This window comes from Cellulomonas avistercoris (assembly GCF_014836445.1).
Classification (GTDB): Bacteria; Actinomycetota; Actinomycetes; order Actinomycetales; family Cellulomonadaceae; genus Cellulomonas; species Cellulomonas avistercoris.
Window position 1 is genome coordinate 1 of record NZ_JACSQV010000015.1, and the last position, 19585, is coordinate 19585.

16 protein-coding genes are annotated in these 19585 nt (G+C 76.2%); 2 read left to right on the forward strand and 14 right to left on the reverse strand.

The window, feature by feature from the left end; all coding sequences use genetic code 11:
• Positions 1 to 146: 146 nt before the first annotated feature.
• The 7 genes from H9657_RS15685 to pxpA form a co-directional block, all read right to left on the reverse strand.
• Positions 147 to 1472 (reverse strand): M16 family metallopeptidase, encoded by a 1326-nt coding sequence (locus tag H9657_RS15685; RefSeq protein WP_191784366.1) that lies wholly within the window; start codon positions 1470 to 1472, stop codon positions 147 to 149.
• A gap of 1 nt (position 1473) precedes the next feature.
• The gene (locus H9657_RS15690; RefSeq protein ID WP_191784367.1) at positions 1474 to 3705 is read right to left on the reverse strand and encodes a polyribonucleotide nucleotidyltransferase; all 2232 of its coding nucleotides are present in this window, start codon (positions 3703 to 3705) and stop codon (positions 1474 to 1476) included.
• A gap of 238 nt (positions 3706 to 3943) precedes the next feature.
• Complete coding sequence (gene rpsO, locus H9657_RS15695) at positions 3944 to 4213, reverse strand: 30S ribosomal protein S15 (RefSeq protein ID WP_191784368.1); 270 nt, start codon at positions 4211 to 4213, stop codon at positions 3944 to 3946.
• A 114-nt stretch (positions 4214 to 4327) separates the two neighbouring features.
• On the reverse strand, positions 4328 to 5341 hold the full coding sequence (locus H9657_RS15700; RefSeq protein WP_191784369.1) for a bifunctional riboflavin kinase/FAD synthetase: 1014 nt from the start codon (positions 5339 to 5341) through the stop codon (positions 4328 to 4330).
• Between the two features lie 108 nt (positions 5342 to 5449).
• Entirely contained in the window at positions 5450 to 7279 is a 1830-nt protein-coding gene (locus H9657_RS15705) for a ribonucleoside triphosphate reductase (RefSeq protein ID WP_191784370.1), read from the reverse strand.
• 60 nt (positions 7280 to 7339) lie between these two features.
• Complete coding sequence (locus H9657_RS15710; RefSeq protein WP_191784371.1) at positions 7340 to 9187, reverse strand: 5-oxoprolinase subunit B/C family protein; 1848 nt, start codon at positions 9185 to 9187, stop codon at positions 7340 to 7342.
• Between the two features lies 1 nt (position 9188).
• Complete coding sequence (pxpA, locus tag H9657_RS15715; protein ID WP_191784372.1) at positions 9189 to 10037, reverse strand: 5-oxoprolinase subunit PxpA; 849 nt, start codon at positions 10035 to 10037, stop codon at positions 9189 to 9191.
• A 111-nt stretch (positions 10038 to 10148) separates the two neighbouring features.
• On the opposite strand from pxpA, the gene H9657_RS15720 reads away from it, so the two are divergent.
• Entirely contained in the window at positions 10149 to 12752 is a 2604-nt protein-coding gene (locus H9657_RS15720) for a DEAD/DEAH box helicase (protein ID WP_191784373.1), read from the forward strand.
• A gap of 209 nt (positions 12753 to 12961) precedes the next feature.
• Here the strand turns inward: H9657_RS15720 and H9657_RS15725 are convergent, their stop codons facing one another.
• The 7 genes from H9657_RS15725 to H9657_RS15755 all read right to left on the reverse strand — a co-directional run bounded on the left by H9657_RS15725 (position 12962) and on the right by H9657_RS15755 (position 17635).
• The gene (locus H9657_RS15725) at positions 12962 to 13393 is read right to left on the reverse strand and encodes an Rv3654c family TadE-like protein (protein ID WP_191784374.1); all 432 of its coding nucleotides are present in this window, start codon (positions 13391 to 13393) and stop codon (positions 12962 to 12964) included.
• Positions 13390 to 13866, reverse strand: a complete 477-nt coding sequence (locus tag H9657_RS15730; protein WP_191784375.1) for a TadE family type IV pilus minor pilin — start codon at positions 13864 to 13866, stop codon at positions 13390 to 13392. Before H9657_RS15730 ends, H9657_RS15725 begins: the two co-directional genes overlap by 4 nt.
• Positions 13863 to 14111 carry a DUF4244 domain-containing protein gene (locus tag H9657_RS15735; protein ID WP_191784376.1) on the reverse strand — a complete coding sequence of 83 codons (249 nt, stop codon included), beginning with the start codon at positions 14109 to 14111 and terminating at the stop codon, positions 13863 to 13865. Before H9657_RS15735 ends, H9657_RS15730 begins: the two co-directional genes overlap by 4 nt.
• 192 nt (positions 14112 to 14303) lie before the next feature.
• Positions 14304 to 14954: a type II secretion system F family protein gene (locus tag H9657_RS19745; protein ID WP_191784377.1), complete on the reverse strand. Its 651-nt coding sequence runs from the start codon at positions 14952 to 14954 to the stop codon at positions 14304 to 14306.
• Complete coding sequence (locus tag H9657_RS15745) at positions 14951 to 15649, reverse strand: type II secretion system F family protein (protein WP_318241544.1); 699 nt, start codon at positions 15647 to 15649, stop codon at positions 14951 to 14953. The genes H9657_RS19745 and H9657_RS15745 overlap by 4 nt, the downstream gene beginning before the upstream one ends.
• Before the next feature lie 37 nt (positions 15650 to 15686).
• Positions 15687 to 16928: a TadA family conjugal transfer-associated ATPase gene (locus H9657_RS15750; RefSeq protein ID WP_191784378.1), complete on the reverse strand. Its 1242-nt coding sequence runs from the start codon at positions 16926 to 16928 to the stop codon at positions 15687 to 15689.
• Entirely contained in the window at positions 16925 to 17635 is a 711-nt protein-coding gene (locus tag H9657_RS15755; protein WP_225215451.1) for a pilus assembly protein FlpE, read from the reverse strand. The genes H9657_RS15750 and H9657_RS15755 overlap by 4 nt, the downstream gene beginning before the upstream one ends.
• Positions 17636 to 17949: 314 nt before the next feature.
• Between H9657_RS15755 and H9657_RS15760 the strand changes: the two genes are divergently transcribed.
• Positions 17950 to 19524, forward strand: coding sequence for an AtzH-like domain-containing protein (locus tag H9657_RS15760; protein ID WP_191784379.1), 1575 nt, complete (start codon positions 17950 to 17952; stop codon positions 19522 to 19524).
• Positions 19525 to 19585: the final 61 nt, after the last annotated feature.

Consider the following 19585-nt stretch of genomic DNA (forward strand, 5'->3'; position numbering starts at 1 on the left):
CGCCGCAGCGCCCGCCCCGGAGCGCTCGGCCGAGGACCTCGGCTGGCAGCTCGGCACGCTGCTCGCACGCTGGCGCGCGGGCGGCGCCGCCGCCCGCGCGGGCCTCCCGGCGGGCCCCCGCGGGGGCCCCCGGCGGCACCGGAGCGTCAGTCCCCGAAGGGTCCGACGCGCACGACGCTGCGCGGCGCGGCCGCGAGGTCCCCGGCGAGGTCCTGGACCTCGCGCGCGGTCACCGCGCGGATCCGCGCGAGCGACTCGTCGATGTCGAGCAGCTCACCGTGCACGAGCTCGGCCTTGCCGAGCCGGCTCATGCGCGAGCCGGTGTCCTCCATGCCGAGCACCAGGCCACCGCACAGCTGACCGATGCTGCGGGCGAGCTCCGCCTCGCCCATCGGGTCCTGCGCCATGCGCTCGAGCTCGACCACCATCAGCGCCGTGACCTCGTCCACCTTGGCCGGCGTGCACCCCGCGTAGAGGCCGAACATCCCGGTCTCGGCGTGCCCGCTCGCGAACGAGTACGTCGAGTACGCCAGGCCGCGCTTCTCGCGGATCTCCTGGAAGAGGCGCGAGGACATGCCGCCGCCGAGGGCGGCGTTGAGGACCGAGAGCACGAAGCGGCGCTCGTCGGTGGCGTTCAGGCAGGTGCCGCCGATGATGACGTTGGCCTGCTCGGTGGGCCGCCGGACGGTGAGCTCGACGCCCTGGGCCGTGCCGCCGGGGGCGCCGGCCGCGCGACGCGACGCGGGCGCGGCAGCCGCCGGGAGCTCCCAGCCGCCGTCCGCGAGCGCGGCCGCCACCTGGGCGCACAGCGCGTCGTGGTCGACGCCGCCCGCCGCGGTGACGACGAGCGTCTCCGGGCGGTAGTGCTGCCGGTAGTGCTCCCACACCGCGTCGCGGGGCACGGACCGGATCGCGTGCGGAGTGCCGCCGATCGGACGCCCCAGCGGGGTGTCGCCGAACACGGCGGTCGCGAACTGCTCGTGCGCGACGTCCGACGGGTCGTCGTCGTTCATCGCGAGCTCTTCGAGGATGACGCCGCGCTCGGTCTCGAGCTCGTCGGCGTCGAGCCGCGCCGACGTCACCATGTCGGCGATGACGTCGACGGCCATGGGCACGTCGGTGTCGAGCACCCGCGCGTAGTAGCAGGTGTGCTCCTTGCCGGTCGCGGCGTTCGCCTCGCCGCCCACGGCGTCGAAGGCCTCCGCGATGTCCATCGCCGAGCGCCGCGCGGTGCCCTTGAACAGCAGGTGCTCGAGGAAGTGCGTCGAGCCGAAGTGGCCCGACGTCTCGTCCCGCGAGCCCACGCCGACCCACGCCCCGACGGTGGCGGAGCGCAGGCCGGGCATGTGCTCGGTCAGGACCCGGACGCCCCCGGGCAGGACGGTGCGCCGCACGGCGGCACCACCGTCCTGCCCGACGACGAGGTCCGCACCCGGTGAGCCGGGTGCGACGAGCGGGAGGATCTGCGGCACGTCAGGCGTCGGTGGTCGCCGGCTCGGCGGCCTGCTCGCCCTCGGTCTGCGCCTCGTCGAGCACCGCGTGCAGCGACAGCTTGCCGCGCGGGTCGATCTCACCGATCTCGACCTGGACCTTCTGGCCGATCGCCAGGACGTCCTCGACGTTCTCGACGCGCTTGCCGCCGACGAGCTTGCGGATCTGCGAGATGTGCAGCAGCCCGTCCTTGCCCGGCGAGAGCGAGATGAACGCGCCGAACGTCGTCGTCTTCACCACGGTGCCGACGAAGCGCTCGCCGATCTCGGGCATGTGCGGGTTCGCGATCGCGTTGATCGCGGCCCGCGCGGCCTCCGCCGACGGTCCGTCGGTGGCGCCGATGTAGACCGTGCCGTCGTCCTCGATGGAGATGTCGGCGCCGGTCTCCTCCTGGATCTGGTTGATCATCTTGCCCTTCGGGCCGATGACCTCGCCGATCTTGTCGACCGGCACCTTCACCGAGATGACGCGCGGTGCGAACGGGCTCATCTCGTCCGGGACGTCGATGGCCTCGGCGATGACGTCGAGGATCGCCAGGCGAGCCTCCTTCGCCTGCGTCAGCGCACCGGCCAGGACCGACGCCGGGATGCCGTCGAGCTTGGTGTCGAGCTGGATCGCGGTGACGAACTCCCGCGTGCCGGCGACCTTGAAGTCCATGTCGCCGAAGGCGTCCTCGGCCCCGAGGATGTCGGTGAGGGCCGCGTAGCGGGTCTCACCGTCGACCGTGTCGGACACGAGGCCCATCGCGATGCCCGCGACGGGGGCGCGCAGCGGGACACCGGCGTTGAGCAGCGACAGCGTCGCGGCGCAGACCGAGCCCATCGAGGTCGAGCCGTTGGAGCCCAGCGCCTCGGAGACCTGACGGATCGCGTAGGGGAAGTCCTCGCGCGCCGGCAGGACCGGGACGATGGCGCGCTCGGCGAGCGCGCCGTGGCCGATCTCACGGCGCTTCGGCGAGCCGACGCGGCCCGTCTCGCCCGTGGAGAACGGCGGGAAGTTGTAGTGGTGCATGTACCGCTTGCGCGTCTCCGGGGAGAGCGAGTCGATCTGCTGCTCCATGCGGAGCATGTTCAGCGTCGTGACGCCGAGGATCTGCGTCTCGCCGCGCTCGAACAGCGCCGAGCCGTGCGTGCGGGGCAGCACCTCGACCTCGGCCGAGAGCGTGCGGATGTCGCGCAGGCCGCGGCCGTCGATGCGGAAGCCGTCGGTGAGGATCCGCTGGCGGATGAGCGCCTTCTGCACGGACCGGTACGCGCCGGAGATCTCCTTCTCGCGACCCTCGAACTGGCCGGCGAGCTCGCCCTGGACCTCAGCCTTGATCTCGTCGAGACGAGCCTCACGCTGCTGCTTGTCGGCGATCGTCAGCGCCTCGGACAGGCGCGCCGTGGCGGCCTGCTCGACGGCGGCGAGCGCGTCGGGCTGGTAGTCGGGGAACGTCGGGAAGACCCGGGTCTCCTTGGCGTTCGACGCGGCGAGCTGCTGCTGCGCCTCGACGAGGGCACGGATGAACGGCTTGGCCGCCTCGATGCCCTGCGTGACGATCTCCTCGGTCGGCGCGGTACCGCCGCCGCCGTGGATGAGGTTCCACGCACCCTCGGGGGCGTCCGCCTCGATCATCGCGATGGCGACGTCGTCACCGACGACGCGACCGGCGACGACGATGTCGAACGTCGAGCGCTCGCGCTCGGAGTAGCGCGGGAAGGCGACCCACTGGCCGTCGACGAGCGCGAGGCGCGTCGCGGCGATCGGGCCGGAGAACGGCAGGCCCGAGAGCTGGGTCGACATCGACGCCGCGTTGATCGCCAGGACGTCGTAGGAGTCGTCCGGGTTGATGGACAGGACGGTCACGACGACCTGGACCTCGTTGCGCAGGCCCTTGACGAACAGGGGGCGCAGCGGGCGGTCGATGAGCCGGCAGGCGAGGATCGCCTCGGTCGAGGGACGGCCCTCGCGGCGGAAGAACGAGCCGGGGATCTTGCCTGCGGCGTACTGCCGCTCCTCGACGTCGACCGTCAGCGGGAAGAAGTCGAAGCCCTCGCGCGGGTGCTTGCCGGCCGTCGTGGCCGACAGGAGCATCGTGTCGTCGTCGAGGTACGCGACGGCAGCGCCGGCGGCCTGCTTGGCCAGCCGGCCGGTCTCGAAGCGGACGGTGCGGGTGCCGAAGCGACCGTTGTCGATCGTGGCCTCGGCGAACTGGATCTCGGGACCCTCCACGGGTGCCCTCCTTGTTCTCGAAGGCGCCGCCCTGCCCCCAGACGGTCTTCGACCGTGGTTCCCGGACACAGGTTCCGGGAGCCACTACCGAGGACCGGACGAGCGGGGTCGGCGCGGTGGTTGAGCTGGTCGTGCAGGTGGTGCGGGTCGTGCGGTCCCGTGCCGCCCCGGACCGTCTCGGTCCGGGGCCGACGCAGGACCAGCCCGGACCGACACGGTCCGGGCTGGTGCGGGTCGGTCAGCGACGCAGGCCGAGGCGCTCGATGAGCGCGCGGTAGCGGTTGATGTCGACCTTCTGCAGGTAGCCGAGCAGCCGGCGACGGCGCCCGACGAGCAGGAGCAGCCCACGGCGGCTGTGGTGATCGTGCTTGTGAGCCTTGAGGTGCTCGGTCAGGTCCTTGATGCGCTGCGTGAGGACGGCGATCTGGACCTCGGGCGAGCCCGTGTCACCCTCGTGGGTGGCGTACTCGGTCATGATGGACTGCTTGACGGCAAGGTCGAGCGGCACGGTGCTCCTCAGGTTCTCGTTGCGCGGTGCGCCGGGGCATGTCCACCCGGGCTCTCTCGGTCCGCGGCCGGTCGTACGGCGTGCACAAGCCTACCAGTGCCGCCGGTCACCTCGTCACGCGGGCGTCGGAGGCCCCGACGTGACGACGCCGAGCTCCCTGCGGACGTCCTGCACGTCGACAGCCATCTGGTGGAGCAGCCCGGCGACGGACGTGAAGCGCAGCGTCGGGCGCAGCCGCGCGACGAGCTCGACCACGACCTCCTCGTCGTACAGCTCGAGGTCGGTCCGGTCCAGCACGTACGCCTCCACGCGCCGCTCGCGCCCGTCGAAGGTGGGGTTGGTGCCGATCGACACGGCCGCCGGCAGCACGCGGTCCTGCTCGGCGACGGAGGTGCCGTCGGGCCGCCGCTCGCCGCGCCGCAACCAGCCCGCGTACACGCCGTCGGCCGGCACCATGCCGGTCGTCTCCCCCAGGTTCGCCGTCGGGTACCCGAGGTCACGCCCACGGGCGTCGCCGTGCACGACGACGCCGCGCACCCGGTGGTAGCGGCCGAGGACGTCGGCCGCGGCCCGCACGTCCCCCACCGCGAGGAGCTCGCGCACCCACGTCGAGGACCAGCGGCGGTGCGCCGGCACGTCGTCCGGGACGCCGCCGGGGCGCACGTCCTCGATGACCTCGACCTCGAACCCGTACCTCTCCCCCAGCTCGCGCATGGTCGACAGGTCGCCGGAGTTCTGCCAGCCGAACCGCACGTCCCGCCCCACCACGACGGTCCGCGCGCGCAGCGCACCCACGAGGTACCGCTCGACGAACTCCTGCGGGCTCTGCCGGGCGAAGTCCAGGGTGTAGGTGACCAGGAGCACGGCGTCGAGCCCCGTCGCCGCGAGCATGTCGGTCCGGTCGGCGTCGCCGAGCAGCAGCGGCGGCGCCTCCTCGGGGCGGTGCACCTGCGCCGGGTGCGGCGTGAACGTCACCGCCACGGCGTGCGCGCCCGCGGCGCGCGCGTCCTCGACCATGCGCGTCAGCACGGCGACGTGGCCCCGGTGGACACCGTCGAAGTTGCCGAGCGTCACGACGGACGGCCCCCACCCCGCCGGCACCTGCGACACGTCGGTCCAGACCTGCACACCCGCTCCTGTCCCCGTCGGCCCGCCCGTCGCGGGGCCCGGCGGACAAGCCTGCCACGCCGCGGGCCGCGGCACGCACGCCGCCCCCCCCCCCGGTGCCGTGGGACGTCACGCCCGCGCCCCGGCGGCCTCCAGGAACGGCACGCGCTCGGCGTGCTCACCCTGCTTGCCGATGTTGAACGAGCTGACGGGCCGGTGGTAGCCCATGACGCGCGTCCACACCTCGCACGTCGTGACCTCGCCGTCCTCCTCGCACGTCGGGCACGTGGCGTGCTCGCCGGCCAGGTAGCCGTGCGCCGGGCAGATCGAGAACGTGGGCGTGACCGTCAGGTACGGGAGCCGGAACGTGCTCAGGGCGCGCTTGACGAGCTCGCGGCACGCCTCGGGCGTCGAGATGCGCTCCGCCATGTACAGGTGCAGGACCGTGCCGCCCGTGTACCGCGTCTGCAGCTCGTCCTGGCGCTCGAGCGCCTCGAACGGGTCGTCCGTGAAGCCGACCGGCAGCTGCGAGGAGTTGGTGTAGTACGGGTGCTCGGAGGTCCCGGCCTGCAGGATCGTCGGGTAGCGCTTCCTGTCCTCCTTGGCGAACCGGTACGTGGTGCCCTCCGCCGGCGTCGCCTCGAGGTTGTAGAGGTTGCCCGTCTCCTCCTGGAACTCGACCATCCGCTCGCGCACGTGGTCCAGGACGCGCAGCGCCATGGCGTGCCCGCGCTCGTCGGTGATGTCGTACAGGTCGCCCGTGAAGTTGCGGACCATCTCGTTGAGCCCGTTGACGCCGATCGTCGAGAAGTGGCTGTCGAGCGAGCCCAGGTACCGCCGGGAGTACGGGAAGAGGCCCTCGTCCATGAGGCGCTGGATGGTGACGCGCTTGAGCTCGAGCGACGTGCGCGCGAGGTCGAGCAGGCGGTCGAGGTCGGCGACGAGGGCCGCTTCGTCGCCCGGGTGCAGGAACCCCAGCCGCGCGCAGTTGACCGTGACGACGCCGATGGACCCCGTCTGCTCGCCGGAGCCGAAGAGCCCGTTGCCGCGCTTGAGCAGCTCGCGCAGGTCCAGCTGGAGGCGGCAGCACATGGACCGCACGTCGCCCGGCTCCATGTCGGAGTTGATGAAGTTCTGGAAGTACGGCAGCCCGTACTTGGCCGTCATCGTCCACAGGCGGTCGGCGTTCTCCGACTCCCAGGGGAAGTCCTTGGTGATGTTGTACGTCGGGATCGGGAACGTGAAGACCCGGCCGGACGCGTCGCCCTCGGTCATGACCTCCATGTAGGCGCGGTTGATCATGTCCATCTCGACCTGCAGGTCGCCGTAGGTGAAGTCGCACGGCTCGTCCGCGACGAACGGCGTCTGGTCCGCGAGGTCCGCGGGGCAGGTCCAGTCGAACGTGAGGTTGGTGAACGGCGTCTGCGTGCCCCAGCGCGACGGCACGTTGAGGTTGTAGATGAGCTCCTGGATGCCCTGGCGCACCTCGGTGTACGTGAGGTCGTCGAGCCGGACGTACGGCGCCATGAACGTGTCGAAGCTGCTGAACGCCTGTGCCCCGGCCCACTCGTTCTGCATGGTGCCGAGGAAGTTGACGATCTGGCCGATCGCGGCGCTGAAGTGCTTCGGCGGGCGGGCCTCGACCTTGCCGGGGACGCCGTTGAGCCCCTCCTGCAGCAGCGTGCGCAGCGACCATCCCGCGCAGTAGCCCGAGAGCATGTCGAGGTCGTGGACGTGCATCGACCCGTCGCGGTGCGCCTCGCCGACGGCCGCCGGGTACACCTCGCTCAGCCAGTAGTTGGCGATGACCTTGCCGGCCGTGTTGAGGATCAGCCCGCCCAGCGAGTACCCCTGGTTGGCGTTGGCGTTGACCCGCCAGTCGCTGCGGTCGAGGTACTCGTCGACGGTCGACGCGACCTCGACGACGACCGGGGTGCCGGTGCGGTCCTGCTGCGACATGCGTGCGCTCCTTCGGTGCTGTGGTCCTCTGAGTTGACCACCAGCGAACGCCGCCGGGCACTACATGTTGTGCCCCGACACGCCCGGCGCGCCCACATGTGGCGTCCCGACCTGATCCGGCAGGGCCCCAGCGGGGACGTAGGTCCCGGTCGGAGGGTGAATCGGCCCGGCTCCCGGGCCGTCCACCTCGACGCGGCGCAGCCGGGCCCGGTCCCCCGGTCGCAGCTGCGCGGCCCGGGCGCGCGCGGCACGCGTCAGCACCGCCACGACCGGGTAGCCGCCCGTCACCGGGTGGTCCGCGCCGAACAGGACCGGCTGCCCGTCGTGCGGGACCTGCACCGCCCCGGCCACGAGGCCCTCGGAGGGCAGCTCGGCGCGCACGGCGCCCGTGAGGGCCTCACCCGTCAGACGCACGGCGACGCGGTTGCTCGCCGCCGCGACCTGCCACACGGCCGACCACAGCCGGGCGCGGCCGGCCGCGTCGAGGTGGTCCAGGCGGGGGCCGTCGGACGCGTCGAGCAGCACCACGTCGCCGTCCCGGCCCGCGCCGGTGCGGCCTCGGGCCGGTGGTGCGTCGGGCAGCGGCAGCTCCGGCGACCCGTCGAACGCCCACCCCAGCGGCAGCACGTCACCCGCGCTCAGGGCCGCCGGGCCCAGCCCCGACAGGACGTCCCTCGACCGCGAGCCGAGCACGTGCGGCACGTCGATCCCGCCGCGCACCGCGAGCCACGTCCGCACCCCGTCGCGCGGCGCGGCGAGCCGCAGCGTGGACCCCGCGACGGCGCGGACCGCCGTGGCGTGCGGCACCGGGACGCCGTCGAGCTCGGCCGCCACCGCGGCACCCGTGAGCGCGAAGGCGGTGGTCGCACCGCACCGCACCTCCAGGCCGCCCAGCAGGATCTCCAGACCCGCGGCGTCGGCCCGGTTGCCGACCAGGCGGTTCGCGCGGCGCAGGGCGTCGGGGTCGGCGGCACCCGACCGCGGCACGCCGACGGCCGCCAGACCCGGGCGACCCTGGTCCTCGACGAGCGTCAGCGGGCCGGTCGCGACGACGGTCAGGGACCGGTCGCCCGGGGTGGGGCCGGACGTCGGGGTGGGGCCGGACGTCGGGGTGGGGCCGGACGTCGGGGTGGGGCCGGACGTCGGGGTGGCGGGGGTCGCGCGGGTCACGGCGCCTGCGGGGAGGCCCGGTGCGTCGGGCGTCGGGCGTCGTCCGCCGTCGAGGAGCGCGACGACCGGCGGGGCCGCGCGCCGCACGAACCGCACGACGTCACCGGGCGCGAGCAGGGCCGCGCGTGCGACCCCGCGCGCGGCGTCGAACATCTCGACGTCGGTCGTGCCGAGCAGCCGCCACCCGCCCGGCGACGGCGCCGGGTAGACCGCGGTGAACTCGCCCGCGACCGCCACCGCGCCGGACGGCACGCGCGTGCGCGGCGTCGCGAGCCTCGCCACCCGCAGCCGCGGGTCGAGGCCGACGACGTACGCGAAGCCGGGTGCGAAGCCGCCGAACGCCACCCGGTAGCCGTCGGGCCCACCGGCGAGGTGCCGGGTCACGACCTCCTCGACGGACAGGTCGGTCGCTTCGGCGACGTCGTGCAGGTCCGGCCCGTCGTACACGACGGGGACCTCGACGACGCGCTCACCCGCCGGGTCGTGCGGGTCGTGCGGGCCGTGCGGGCCGTCCGACGGGTCGTCGAGCGCCGCGGCCGCCCGCCCGACGCCCGCCGCCCAGGTGGGACGTCGCCGCGCGTCGCCCCGCACGAGCACCGTGCGGGCAGCGGGCACGACGTCCACGACGCCGGGGACGGGACGCGCCCGCAGCGCGGCGTCGAGGGCACGCACCTCGTCGAGGCCCTCGACCTCGACGAGCACCCCGTCCTCGCCGCACGCGAGCAGCCGGGCGACCACGTCAGGGCCTCGCGCGCCGGCCTGCGGCGTCCCGCGCGACCGGGCCCGCCAGGCCGCCGCCCGACCCACTGCCGGGGTGGGGGGCGTCGGCGAACGGCCGGACGTCGACCGCGGCCGCCGCGAGCGCGGCGCGCACGGCCCGGGCGATGCCCACGGCACCCGGCGTGTCCGAGTGCACGCACAGCGAGCCGGGCGTCAGCTCGACGACCGACCCGTCGACCGCGACGACGACCCCGTCGACGGCCATGCGCACGGCGCGGGCCGCGGCCTCCTCGGGGTCGACGACGAGCGCGCCGGGCCGCCCCCGCGGGACGAGCGTGCCGTCCGGCGCGTACCCGCGGTCGAGGAACGCCTCGGTCATGACCCGCAGCCCGGCCGCACGCGCGAGCGCGAGAAGGCGTGAGCCGGGCAACCCGAGCAGCGTGAGCGTCGGGTCCGTCGCGGCCACCGCCTCGACGACGGCCCGCGCCTGGTCCTCGTCGTGCACGACCGCGTTGTACAGGGCACCGTGCGGCTTGACGTGCGTCACGCGCGCACCGACCGACGTCGCGACCGCGAGCAGCGCGCCCACCTGGTAGGCCACCTGCGCGCGCAGCACGGCCGGCGCGACGTCGAACCGCCGACGGCCGAAGCCGTCGCGGTCGTCGTACGACGGGTGGGCGCCGATCGCGACGCCGCGCGCCACCGCCCCCGCGCACGTCAGCGCCATCGTCGCGGCGTCGCCGCCGTGGTAGCCCGTCGCGACGTTGGCGCTCGACACCAGGTCGAGCAGCGCGGCGTCGGCGGGCGGCTCGAGGCGCCACGGCCCGTCGCCCTCGCCGAGGTCCGCGTTCAGGTCGATGACGCCCACGCGCCGATCCTCCCCCACGTGCGGGCCGACCACACGCGCCACGCGCACCGCCGGGCCTGCGCGGGATGCGGGCGGGGCGAGTGACGGGCGCGGCGGTGGGAGGATCGGGTGGTGGATCCCGGCGTGCTGCTCGACGTGCTGCTCGCCGGTGGGCGGCGCGCCGACCGGGCGACCCACGTGCGCGAGCTGCCCGCGCGTGACGGCGTCCGTGCGGACTGGCCGGCATGGGCGGACGCCGACCTCGTGCGCGGGTACCGCTCGATGGGCGTCGACCGCCCCTGGGCGCACCAGGTGGACGCGGCCGACGCGGCCTGGTCGGGCCGGCACACGGTTCTGGCGACGTCGACCGGCTCGGGCAAGTCGCTCGCGTTCTGGCTGCCGGCGCTCTCCGCGGTCCGTCGCGGTGCCGCGGGCACGCTCCTGGACCCCGGACGCATCGAGTCGGTGGCTCGTCGACCCACGGTGCTGTACCTGAGCCCGACCAAGGCGCTCGCGGCCGACCAGCTGGCGGGCCTCGAACGGCTGCTGGTCGCGGCAGGCACGCGGGACGTGCGGGTGGCCACGTGCGACGGCGACACGTCGCGCGACGAGCGGCGGTGGGTCCGCGAGCACGCCGACGTCGTCCTGACCAACCCCGACTTCCTGCACTTCGCGCTGCTGCCCGCGCACGGCACGTGGTCCCGGCTGCTGTCGTCGCTGGCGTACGTGGTCGTCGACGAGTGCCACGCGTTCCGCGGCCTGTTCGGTGCGCACGTCGCGCTGGTCCTGCGGCGGCTGCGGCGCCTCGCTGCGGCCTACGGAGCCGAGCCCGTGGTCGTCCTGGCGTCGGCGACGACGTCGGACCCGGCCGCGAGCGCCGCGCGCCTGCTGGGCGTGACCCCCGCCGACGTGCACGCGGTGACCGACGACACCTCGCCGGCCGGACGCAAGACCGTCGTGCTGTGGCAGCCGCCCGAGCTGCCCGGCGGCGACACCCCGTGGGCCGCGCTGCTGCCCGCCGAGGACCGGTGGTCGACGGTCATCAGCGTGCCCGCGGGTGACGGGTCGGCGCAGGACCCCGAGGGACCCGAGGGGCCGGACGAGGGCGGTAGTGCCCGCGGGGGTGGGACCGCCGGGAGAGGTGAGCCCGGCACGGCAGGCGTCCCCGGACCGGGTGACGGGTCGACGTCTGCCCCGGAGGGCTCGGGGCCCGTGGGGACGGGCGAGCGCCTCGTCGCGGTCCCGCCCGACCGCCCGCGCCGCACGGCCACCGCCGAGGTCGCGGACCTGCTCGCCGACCTCGTCGCGGCGGGTGCGCGCGTGCTGGCGTTCACGCGGTCCCGGCGGGGGGCGGAGTCCGTCGCCGCCGCGACGCGCGACCACCTCGCGGCCGTCGACCCGACGCTGCCCTCCCTGGTGTCGTCGTACCGCGGCGGCTACCTCCCCGAGGAGCGCCGTGCGCTCGAGCGGGCCATCCGCGACGGCCACCTGCGCGCGCTGGCCACGACGAACGCGCTCGAGCTGGGCGTCGACATCTCCGGCCTGGACGCGGTGCTCATCGCGGGGTGGCCGGGGACGCGGGTGTCGCTGTGGCAGCAGGCCGGGCGCGCGGGCCGGGCGGGTGCGGACGGTCTGGTCGTGCTGGTGGCGCGCGAGGACCCCCTCGACACCTACCTCGTCCACCATCCCGAGGCGGCGCTCGACGCACCCGTCGAGGCGACCGTGTTCGATCCCGGCAACCCGTACGTCCTGGCACCGCACCTGTGCGCGGCGGCAGCCGAGCGTCCGCTGCGGGCCGAGGAGCTCGACCTGTTCGGCCCGCGGGCGCTCGAGCTGCTCACCGAGCTCACCGAGCGCGGCATCCTGCGCCGGCGCGCGTCCGGCTGGTACTGGACGCACGCGGAGCCGGCGAGCCGCATGACGGACCTGCGCGGCGCCGGGGGCGAGCCGGTCCGCGTCGTCGAGACCGCCACCGGGCGGCTGCTGGGCACGGTCGACGCCGCGTCGGCCGACGCGACCGTCCACCCGGGTGCCGTCTACGTGCACCTGGGCGCGACGTACGTGGTGGACGAGCTGCACCTGGAGGACGGCGCCGCGCTGGCCACGCGCCGCGACGTCGACCACGGCACGTGGGCGCGGTGGGTCACCTCGACGACGGTCGTCGACGTCGAGCGTCAGGTCGACTGGGGTCCGCTGACCTGGAGCTACGGGCAGGTGGACGTCACGACGCAGGTGGTCGGCTACCAGCGCCGCCGCATCCCGGACCTGCAGGTGCTCTCGACGCACGAGCTCGACCTGCCGGCCCGCACGCTGCGGACGAGCGCGGTCTGGTGGACGGCGCCGCCCGAGGTCCTGGCGGAGGCCGGCGTGACCCTCGAGGTCGCGCCCGGCGCCCTGCACGCCGCGGAGCACGCGTCGATCGGCCTGCTGCCGCTGCTCGCGACGTGCGACCGCTGGGACCTGGGCGGGCTCTCGACGCTCGTCCACCCGGACACCGGCCACGCGACGGTGTTCGTGCACGACGGGCACCCGGGTGGTGCCGGCTTCGCCCAGCGCGGCTTCGAGCTCGGCCCGGTGTGGCTCACCGCGACGCGCGACGCGATCGCCGCGTGCCCGTGCGCCACGGGGTGCCCCGCGTGCGTGCAGTCCCCCAAGTGCGGCAACGCCAACGAGCCCCTCGACAAGGCCGGCGCGCTGCGCCTCCTCACCACGGTCCTCACCCACGCCACCCCCTGACCCCCACCCCCCCTCTCGTCGAGAGAGCAATCCAGTCACCGGCCGAACCGGATCGACATCTCACCGCGGGGGGGGGGGTGGCACCCCCTCCCCGCCGAGAGTGCAATCCGTCACCGGCCGAACTGGATCGACATCTCACCGAGGGGGGGTGACCCACCCCCTCCCCGCCGAGAGAGCAATCCAGTCGCCGGTCGAACCGGATCGACATCTCACGGGAGGGGGCGGGCGGGCGGGCGGCCGGCGCGGGCGATGTCGCGGGCGTCGCCGATGCCGGAGGTCACCCGGACCCGGACCGTCACGTCACCCGTCGGCCCCGGTGTGCACGAGGTCAGCAGCGCACCGTTGCGGCGGGCCGCCACGGTCGCCTGCGCGCAGGGGTCGGTGCCACCGTCCGCGGCGTGCTGGGCGGCCGCGAGCGCGGCGAGGTCCGCGGCAGCGGCCGCCGTCGCCGCCGTGACGTGCGCGGACCCGACGAGCCCCGCGGCGAGCACGAGCGACAGCGCGACCGTCACCACCGCGAGCACGAGCACGGCACCGGACCCCGCGTCCCGCCCCGGGCCGGGCGCCCCCGACGCGAGACGGCCGTCCCCGTCGGCACGTGATCGCGAGGGCTCCGCGGGCCGGTCGGTCGGCGACCTCACGGCTCGGCCCAGCTCGTGGCCGAGGCCCTGGCACGGGCACCGGCCACGGGCCACGCGGTGAACGGCGCGCTCACCGTGACCGTGACCCAGCGGTCGTCGCGGGCGACGCGCACGTCACCGCCACGCGCGCCGAGGACGTGCCGTGCGGCTGCGACGACCTCGCCGTCCGGCTCCCCCAGCGCGGCGACCCGTGCGCCCGTGCGAGCCGCGTCGACGCAGGTGAGCCGGGTCAGGGTCGCGGCGCCGGTCGCCAGCACGGCGGCCAGCACCGCCGCCACCGCGACCATGCCGACGGCGAGCTCAGCGGTGACGGCGCCGCGATCGGAGCGGTCGTGCGGGCCGGCGCCGGAGACCTGCGAGCCCCGAGCGTCCCGGGAGGCACGCGAGTCCCAGGACTCCCGCACGCCCGGGCCGGTCGCGGTGGTCCGGCCGGTCCGGGTGACCACCCGGGCGTCGCGGCGCCGCCCGGTCATCCGCCGAGCGCCTGCCGCACGATGCCGCTGAGCAGGCCCTTCACCTCGTTCCCCTTGAGCACCACCACCAGCACCCCGGCGAACCCCACGGCCGCCAGGGTCGCGATCGCGTACTCCGCCGTCGCCATCCCCGCGTCGTCCAGGTGCTCCCGCGCGCCGCGCAGCCGCCCCGGCACGGATGCCGCTCGCCGTGCCGTCCGCCGCCACGCCGCACGCGCGGCTGCGGTCCTCGTCCCGTGTCCCATCGGTGTGCTCCTTCGTCCGTCGACCTGGTCCGCTCGTGCGGGCCGGGCACCCTCGTGGCGCCCGGGACGAGCCTCGGGCGACCGGGTCGCGCCGTGGGGCCGCGCGCCGCGATCCGTGGACCGGGCGCCCCGCGCCGGTGGCTGTGGGCGGCTCGGCACCGAGCGGCATCCACCCGCGCGGCCCCGGAGCGGTCACGGCCCCGCTCCCCGGAGGTCCCCGGCGAGCCCCAGGACGACCGGCACCAGACCGAGCAGCACGAAGGCCGGGAGGAAGCACAGACCGAGCGGCAGCGTCAGCCGCACCCCGAGCGCGCCGGCGGCGGCACGGACGCGCGCTCGGCGTTCGCGCCGCAGCCCGGCGGCCGCCGCACGCAGCTGCGGTGCCGGAGAGGCTCCCGCGTCCCGGCCGACGCGCAGGGCCCGCGCGAGTGCCGCGACCGACGGCGGGGCACCGGCCCAGGCAGCGTCCCAGGGTGCACCGAGACCCAGCGCGGTCCCGGCGCGCACGAGCGCGTCCCCCTCCTCCTCACCGAGGTGCCTGCCCGTGACCACGAGAGCCGTCGGCACGGGCGCGCCGCCGCGCACGGCCGCGGCGCACAGGTCCAGGACGAAAGCCGGGTCGAGCGGGGCCGACGGTGCACCCGAGCGGCCGGGACGGAGTCCGACCGTGGCACCGACCCACCCGACCCACCCGACCCACCCGACCCACCCGGCCCGCCTCCCGGTACCCGCCGGTACGCCCGCACTGCGCCTCGACCCCGCACTGCGCCGCACCTCGGCCCACGGGAGCACCGCGACGAGGACGCACGCCGCCACGACGAGCCCCGCCGCCACGGGGCTCACGGCGCACCTGCCCGTCGTAGCAGCGCGTCGACCCAGGCGCGTCCGGCGACGACCAGCGCGACGCCCACTGCGCCCAGGACGCTCCCGAGGCCACCGTCCGTGAGCACCTCCCACGGCCGGGCCCCCATGGCACTACCGACGAGCAGCCCGAGGACCGGGAGCGACGTGAGGACGCGCGCCGTGGCGCGCGGACCCGCCAGCGCGGCCGCGAGCTCGCCCGCCTGCTCGGCGTCGGCCGCGGCGGCGTCGGCGAGGTGCTCGAGCACGTCGGCGAGGGGCGCACCCGTCTCGGCGGCGACGTGCGCCCCGGCGACGACCGCACGGACCCGGGCCCGCTGCTCGCGCGTCCCACCGACGGCCGCGACCACGACGTCCACCTCGGGGACCTGCCGGTCGACGGGTGAACCGAGCACCGCGGCCCACGCCGCGCCCGGGGGGACACCGGCGCGCACCTGCGCGGCGACGGCGTGCAGCACGCCGGCGAGGTCGCTCTGCCCGGTGCGCGTCGCGAGCGTGCGACGCCGCGGTCCCGGTCCGCGCGGCCGGCTCGACCCCGCGTGGCCCACGGGCCGCCCCGGGGCGGACAGGACGCCCCGGCCAGGAGCACCCGGAGCCCCCGGCCGCCCCCGCCGTGCTCCCGGTCCCGCGAGCGCGACGACGGCGAGTGCCACGAGAGCGCCGACGACCACGCTCACGGTGCGCCCTGGGACCGAGCGCACCGACCTCGCCGCCTCACACCTCGACCTCGGTGCGTGCTGCGAGCCGGGCCCACCCGGGGCCGGACCGCACCCGCCCGTCCTCCCCGACCTCGACCGCGGTCGTCACGCGCAGGCTCCCGTCGTCGGCGCGTCCGACGACGCCGATCTCCGCGAGGTACCGCCGGCCGGCGTCGCGACCGCGCCGGACCCGCCGGACGTGCAGCACGGCGTCGACGGCGCTGGCCGCCTGCGCGGCGACGGCGGCACGGTCGAGTCCCGCGAGCGCGGCGAGCGCCTCGAGGCGGGCCGGCACGTCGGCCGCGGTGTTGGCGTGCAGCGTGGCGCACCCGCCCTCGTGGCCGGTGTTCAGCGCGGCGAGGACCTCGCGGACCTCGGCGCCGCGGCACTCCCCGAGGACGATCCGGTCGGGCCGCATGCGCAGGGCCTGGCGCACCAGGTCGGCCAGGTCGACCCCGCCCGCACCGTCGACGTTCGGCGGGCGGCTCGTCAGGCGGACGACGTGCGGGTGGTCCGCGACGAGCTCGCCGGCCTCCTCGACCAGGACGACGCGCTCGTCGTGCGGCACCTGGGAGAGCAGCGCGGCCAGCAGCGTGGTCTTGCCCGCGCCCGTCGCGCCGGAGACGAGGACGTTGGCCCGGCACGCGACCAGCCCCTGCAGCACGGGCACGAGCACCGGTACGAGGGCGCCCGCGGTCACCAGCTCCGCGAGCGTGAACGCCCGAGGCCGCACGACCCGCAGGCTCAGCACGGTGCACGTCTCGGCCAGCGGTGGCAGCACCGCGTGCAGACGCGTGCCGTCGGGCAGGCGCGCGTCGACGGTGGGGGCGGCGTCGTCCAGCCGTCGTCCCGCGGCGGCGGCCAGCCGCACCGCGAGCGTCCGGACGTCGGCGGGCGTGCCGAGGTCGACGTCGACCCGCACGAGGGCTCCGGCCCGCTCGACCCAGACGTCCCGTGGCCCGTTGACGAGGACGTCCGTGACCGCCGGGTCGTCGAGCCACGGCTGCAGCGCCCCGGCGCCGAGGAGCTCGTCGGCGACGGACCGCACCGTCTCGGCGAGCGGCACCGGACCGAGCAGGGTGCCGTGGGCGCGCAGCGCAGCGTCCACGAGAGCGGGGAGCCCGGCGGTGCCGGTCGGGTGCGTGCGCATCGCCTCCCGCACGTGCGCGACCACGGCGGCCGGGGCCGCACGGCGCGCGGGTGCGGCACTGCCCCGCGCACCGGGCGGCTCCGACGCCTGGCCGGCGGCCGCCCTCACGTCGCGATCCCGAGGCGCCGCACGACGGCGTCCGCGGACCGGGCGGCGGGACCGCGCCCACCCGGCCCGACGCGTTCCGCACGGGCGGCGAGCGCGCGGTCGTGCCGTGCCACGTGCCAGACGTCCAGGCCGCTCGCGGCCGCGACGTCGCCCGGGCCGAGGGCCGCCGCAGCACCGGTCCTGACCACCAGGCCCCGCCTGGTCGCCGCCTCGTCGAGCCGCGGCCGCAGCGCGAGCGCACCCGCGACGCAGCGCAGGTCGGCCCGTGCCGCGACGACCACCGCGTCGCACGCCGCCAGGGGCGCGTCCCCGTCGACGACCGTCCCGCGGTCGAGGTCCAGCACGAGCGCACCGACCTCGCAGGCCAGCGCGTGCAGCACGTCGAGACGCACACCGGGCTCGACCGCGGTCGGGCGCGTGCGGTCCGCCGACAGCACGGCGCACGCGCCCCAGCGCGGCAGCAGCGCGACGACGTCCGAGCCGCGCACGTCGCCCCCTGCACCGTGCAGGTCGGGCCACCGCGCACCGTCGACCTCCTCGATGCCGACCACGACGTCCAGGCCACCGGCACCACGGTCCAGGTCGACCAGGGCGGTCGAGGTCGTGCGCGACAGCCGGCGCGCGACGAGCGCCGCGAGCGTCGAGGCGCCCACGCCGCCCGCGGCCCCCACGACCCCGACCACCACCGCTCTGCGTCCCCGCTGCACCCGGGTCTCCGTCCGTCGTCGTCGGTGCGTGGGTTCGCGCACCGAGCGAGCCTCCACCGCAGGCCCGCCGCGGTGCGGGGGCGCGGACGGATCTGGGGACGCACCGTGGGCCGGCGGGACCTGGGGTCGGCTCGACGCCGTCGAGGGACCGCCGCACGCGCCGTCGCCGCCGCACCTGTGCACGACGCAACACGGCCGTCACCCGGGACCCCTACAGTCCCGCCCATGCTGCTCGACCCCCGCCCCGGCCCCCTGCTGGCCGCCGCCCTCCCGCACGCGACGCCGGGCCGGAACCCCGACGTCGCCCCCCGCACATGAGGACGGACCCGCCACCGGGCCTGCTCGCGGCGCTGCGCGCCTACGAGACGGCGCTGGCGGCGGACGACCTCGACGCCCTCGACCGCCTCTTCGCGCCCGGGCCGGACACCCTGCGCGGCGACGCGACGGGTCTCCTGGTCGGGCACGACGAGATCGCCGCGTTCCGGGGTGCACGTGGCGGCGCCCCCGCGCGCCGACTCGTCGAGGTGCACGTGCGCACGCTCGACGACGACCACGCGCTGGTGCTCGCCGTCACCGAGCCGCTCGGCGGCGGGCGGGGGCAGCAGACGCAGCTCTGGGAGCGCGGGGCCGCCGGCTGGGTCGTCGCCGCCGCGCACGTGCACGCCCCCGCGCCGGCGTTCGACGCACGCGTCTGGCGCGTCCTCGGTGGCCCCCTGGTCGTCGGGGCCACCGCCGGGTCCCTCGCGCGGCGGACCGTCGCCGTCAAGGACATGTTCGCCGTGGCCGGTCAGCGTGTCGGCGCCGGCAACCCGACGTGGCTCGCGGGTGCGTCCGTCGAGACCCGGCACGCCGCCGCGGTCGACCGGCTGCTCGCGGCGGGTGCCGACGTGCGCGGGGTCGCCCGGACCGACGAGCTCGCGTACTCCCTCGCCGGCACCAACGCCCACAGCGGCACGGCGCCGAACCCGCGGGCCCCCGGTCGGGTGCCGGGCGGGTCCTCGTCGGGGTCGGCCGCCGCGGTCGCGCTGGGGCAGGCCGACGTCGGCCTCGGGACCGACACGGGCGGCTCGGTCCGCGTGCCCGCGTCCTACCAGGGGCTCCACGGGATCCGCACGACGCACGGCGCGGTCGCCACGACGGGCCTGGTCCCGCTCGCGCCCACGTTCGACACCGTGGGCTGGCTGACGCGGGACGCGGACCTGCTCGCGGCCGTGGGCGACGTCCTGCTGCCGCCCGACCCGGCGCAGCCTGCGGGGTCGCCGCGGCTCGTCGTCAGCCGGGCGCTGCTCGCCCACGCGGACGCGGACGTCGCGGCGCGCGTCGCGGCCTTCGCGGAGCACGCCGGTGCCACGAGCACGGACCGGTGGGACGACGTCGACCTCGCGGACTGGGCCGAGGTGTTCCGCGTCCGGCAGGGCTGGGAGGCGTGGCGTGCGCACGGCGCGTGGGTCCGCGCGCACCCGGGCGCGCTGGGCGCCGACGTGGCCGGCCGGTTCGCCGCCGCGGCGGGCATCGACGACGACGCGGGTGCTGCCGCGGCCGTGCGGCGCGAGTCGATCCGCGACCGACTGGTCGAGCTCGTCGGGGACGACGTGCTCGTCCTGCCCGCCACGTCGTCCGTGGCCCCACGCCCCGACCCACGCGCCCTCGACGCGGTGCGCACGGCGACCCTGCGGCTGACCTGCATCGCCGGGCTCGGGGGCCTCCCGGCCGTCACCCTGCCCATGCCGCTCGACCCCCGACGCCCCGACGGGCCCCCGCATGACCCGGCCGGGTTCCCGGCGGTGGGCACCCGCGCGGCGCCACCCGTCGGGGTCTGCCTGGTGGCCGCCCCCGGGCGGGACCGGGCGCTCCTGACGCTCGCGCGTCACCTCACGGCCGGAGCCTGAACCGCGGGCCCCCGGCCGGTATTCACGCGGCTGAAACAGCCGTTTCCCTCGGTGACACATC

Bases quoted from the DNA above. Each gene is read 5' to 3' on its own strand.
- H9657_RS15705 (WP_191784370.1), bottom strand. From the start codon at position 7,279: ATGTCGCAGCAGGACCGCACCGGCACCCCGGTCGTCGTCGAGGTCGCG.
- H9657_RS15730 (WP_191784375.1), bottom strand. From the start codon at position 13,866: ATGACCGGGCGGCGCCGCGACGCCCGGGTGGTCACCCGGACCGGCCGG.
- H9657_RS15735 (WP_191784376.1), bottom strand. From the start codon at position 14,111: ATGGGACACGGGACGAGGACCGCAGCCGCGCGTGCGGCGTGGCGGCGG.
- H9657_RS15760 (WP_191784379.1), top strand. From the start codon at position 17,950: ATGAGGACGGACCCGCCACCGGGCCTGCTCGCGGCGCTGCGCGCCTAC.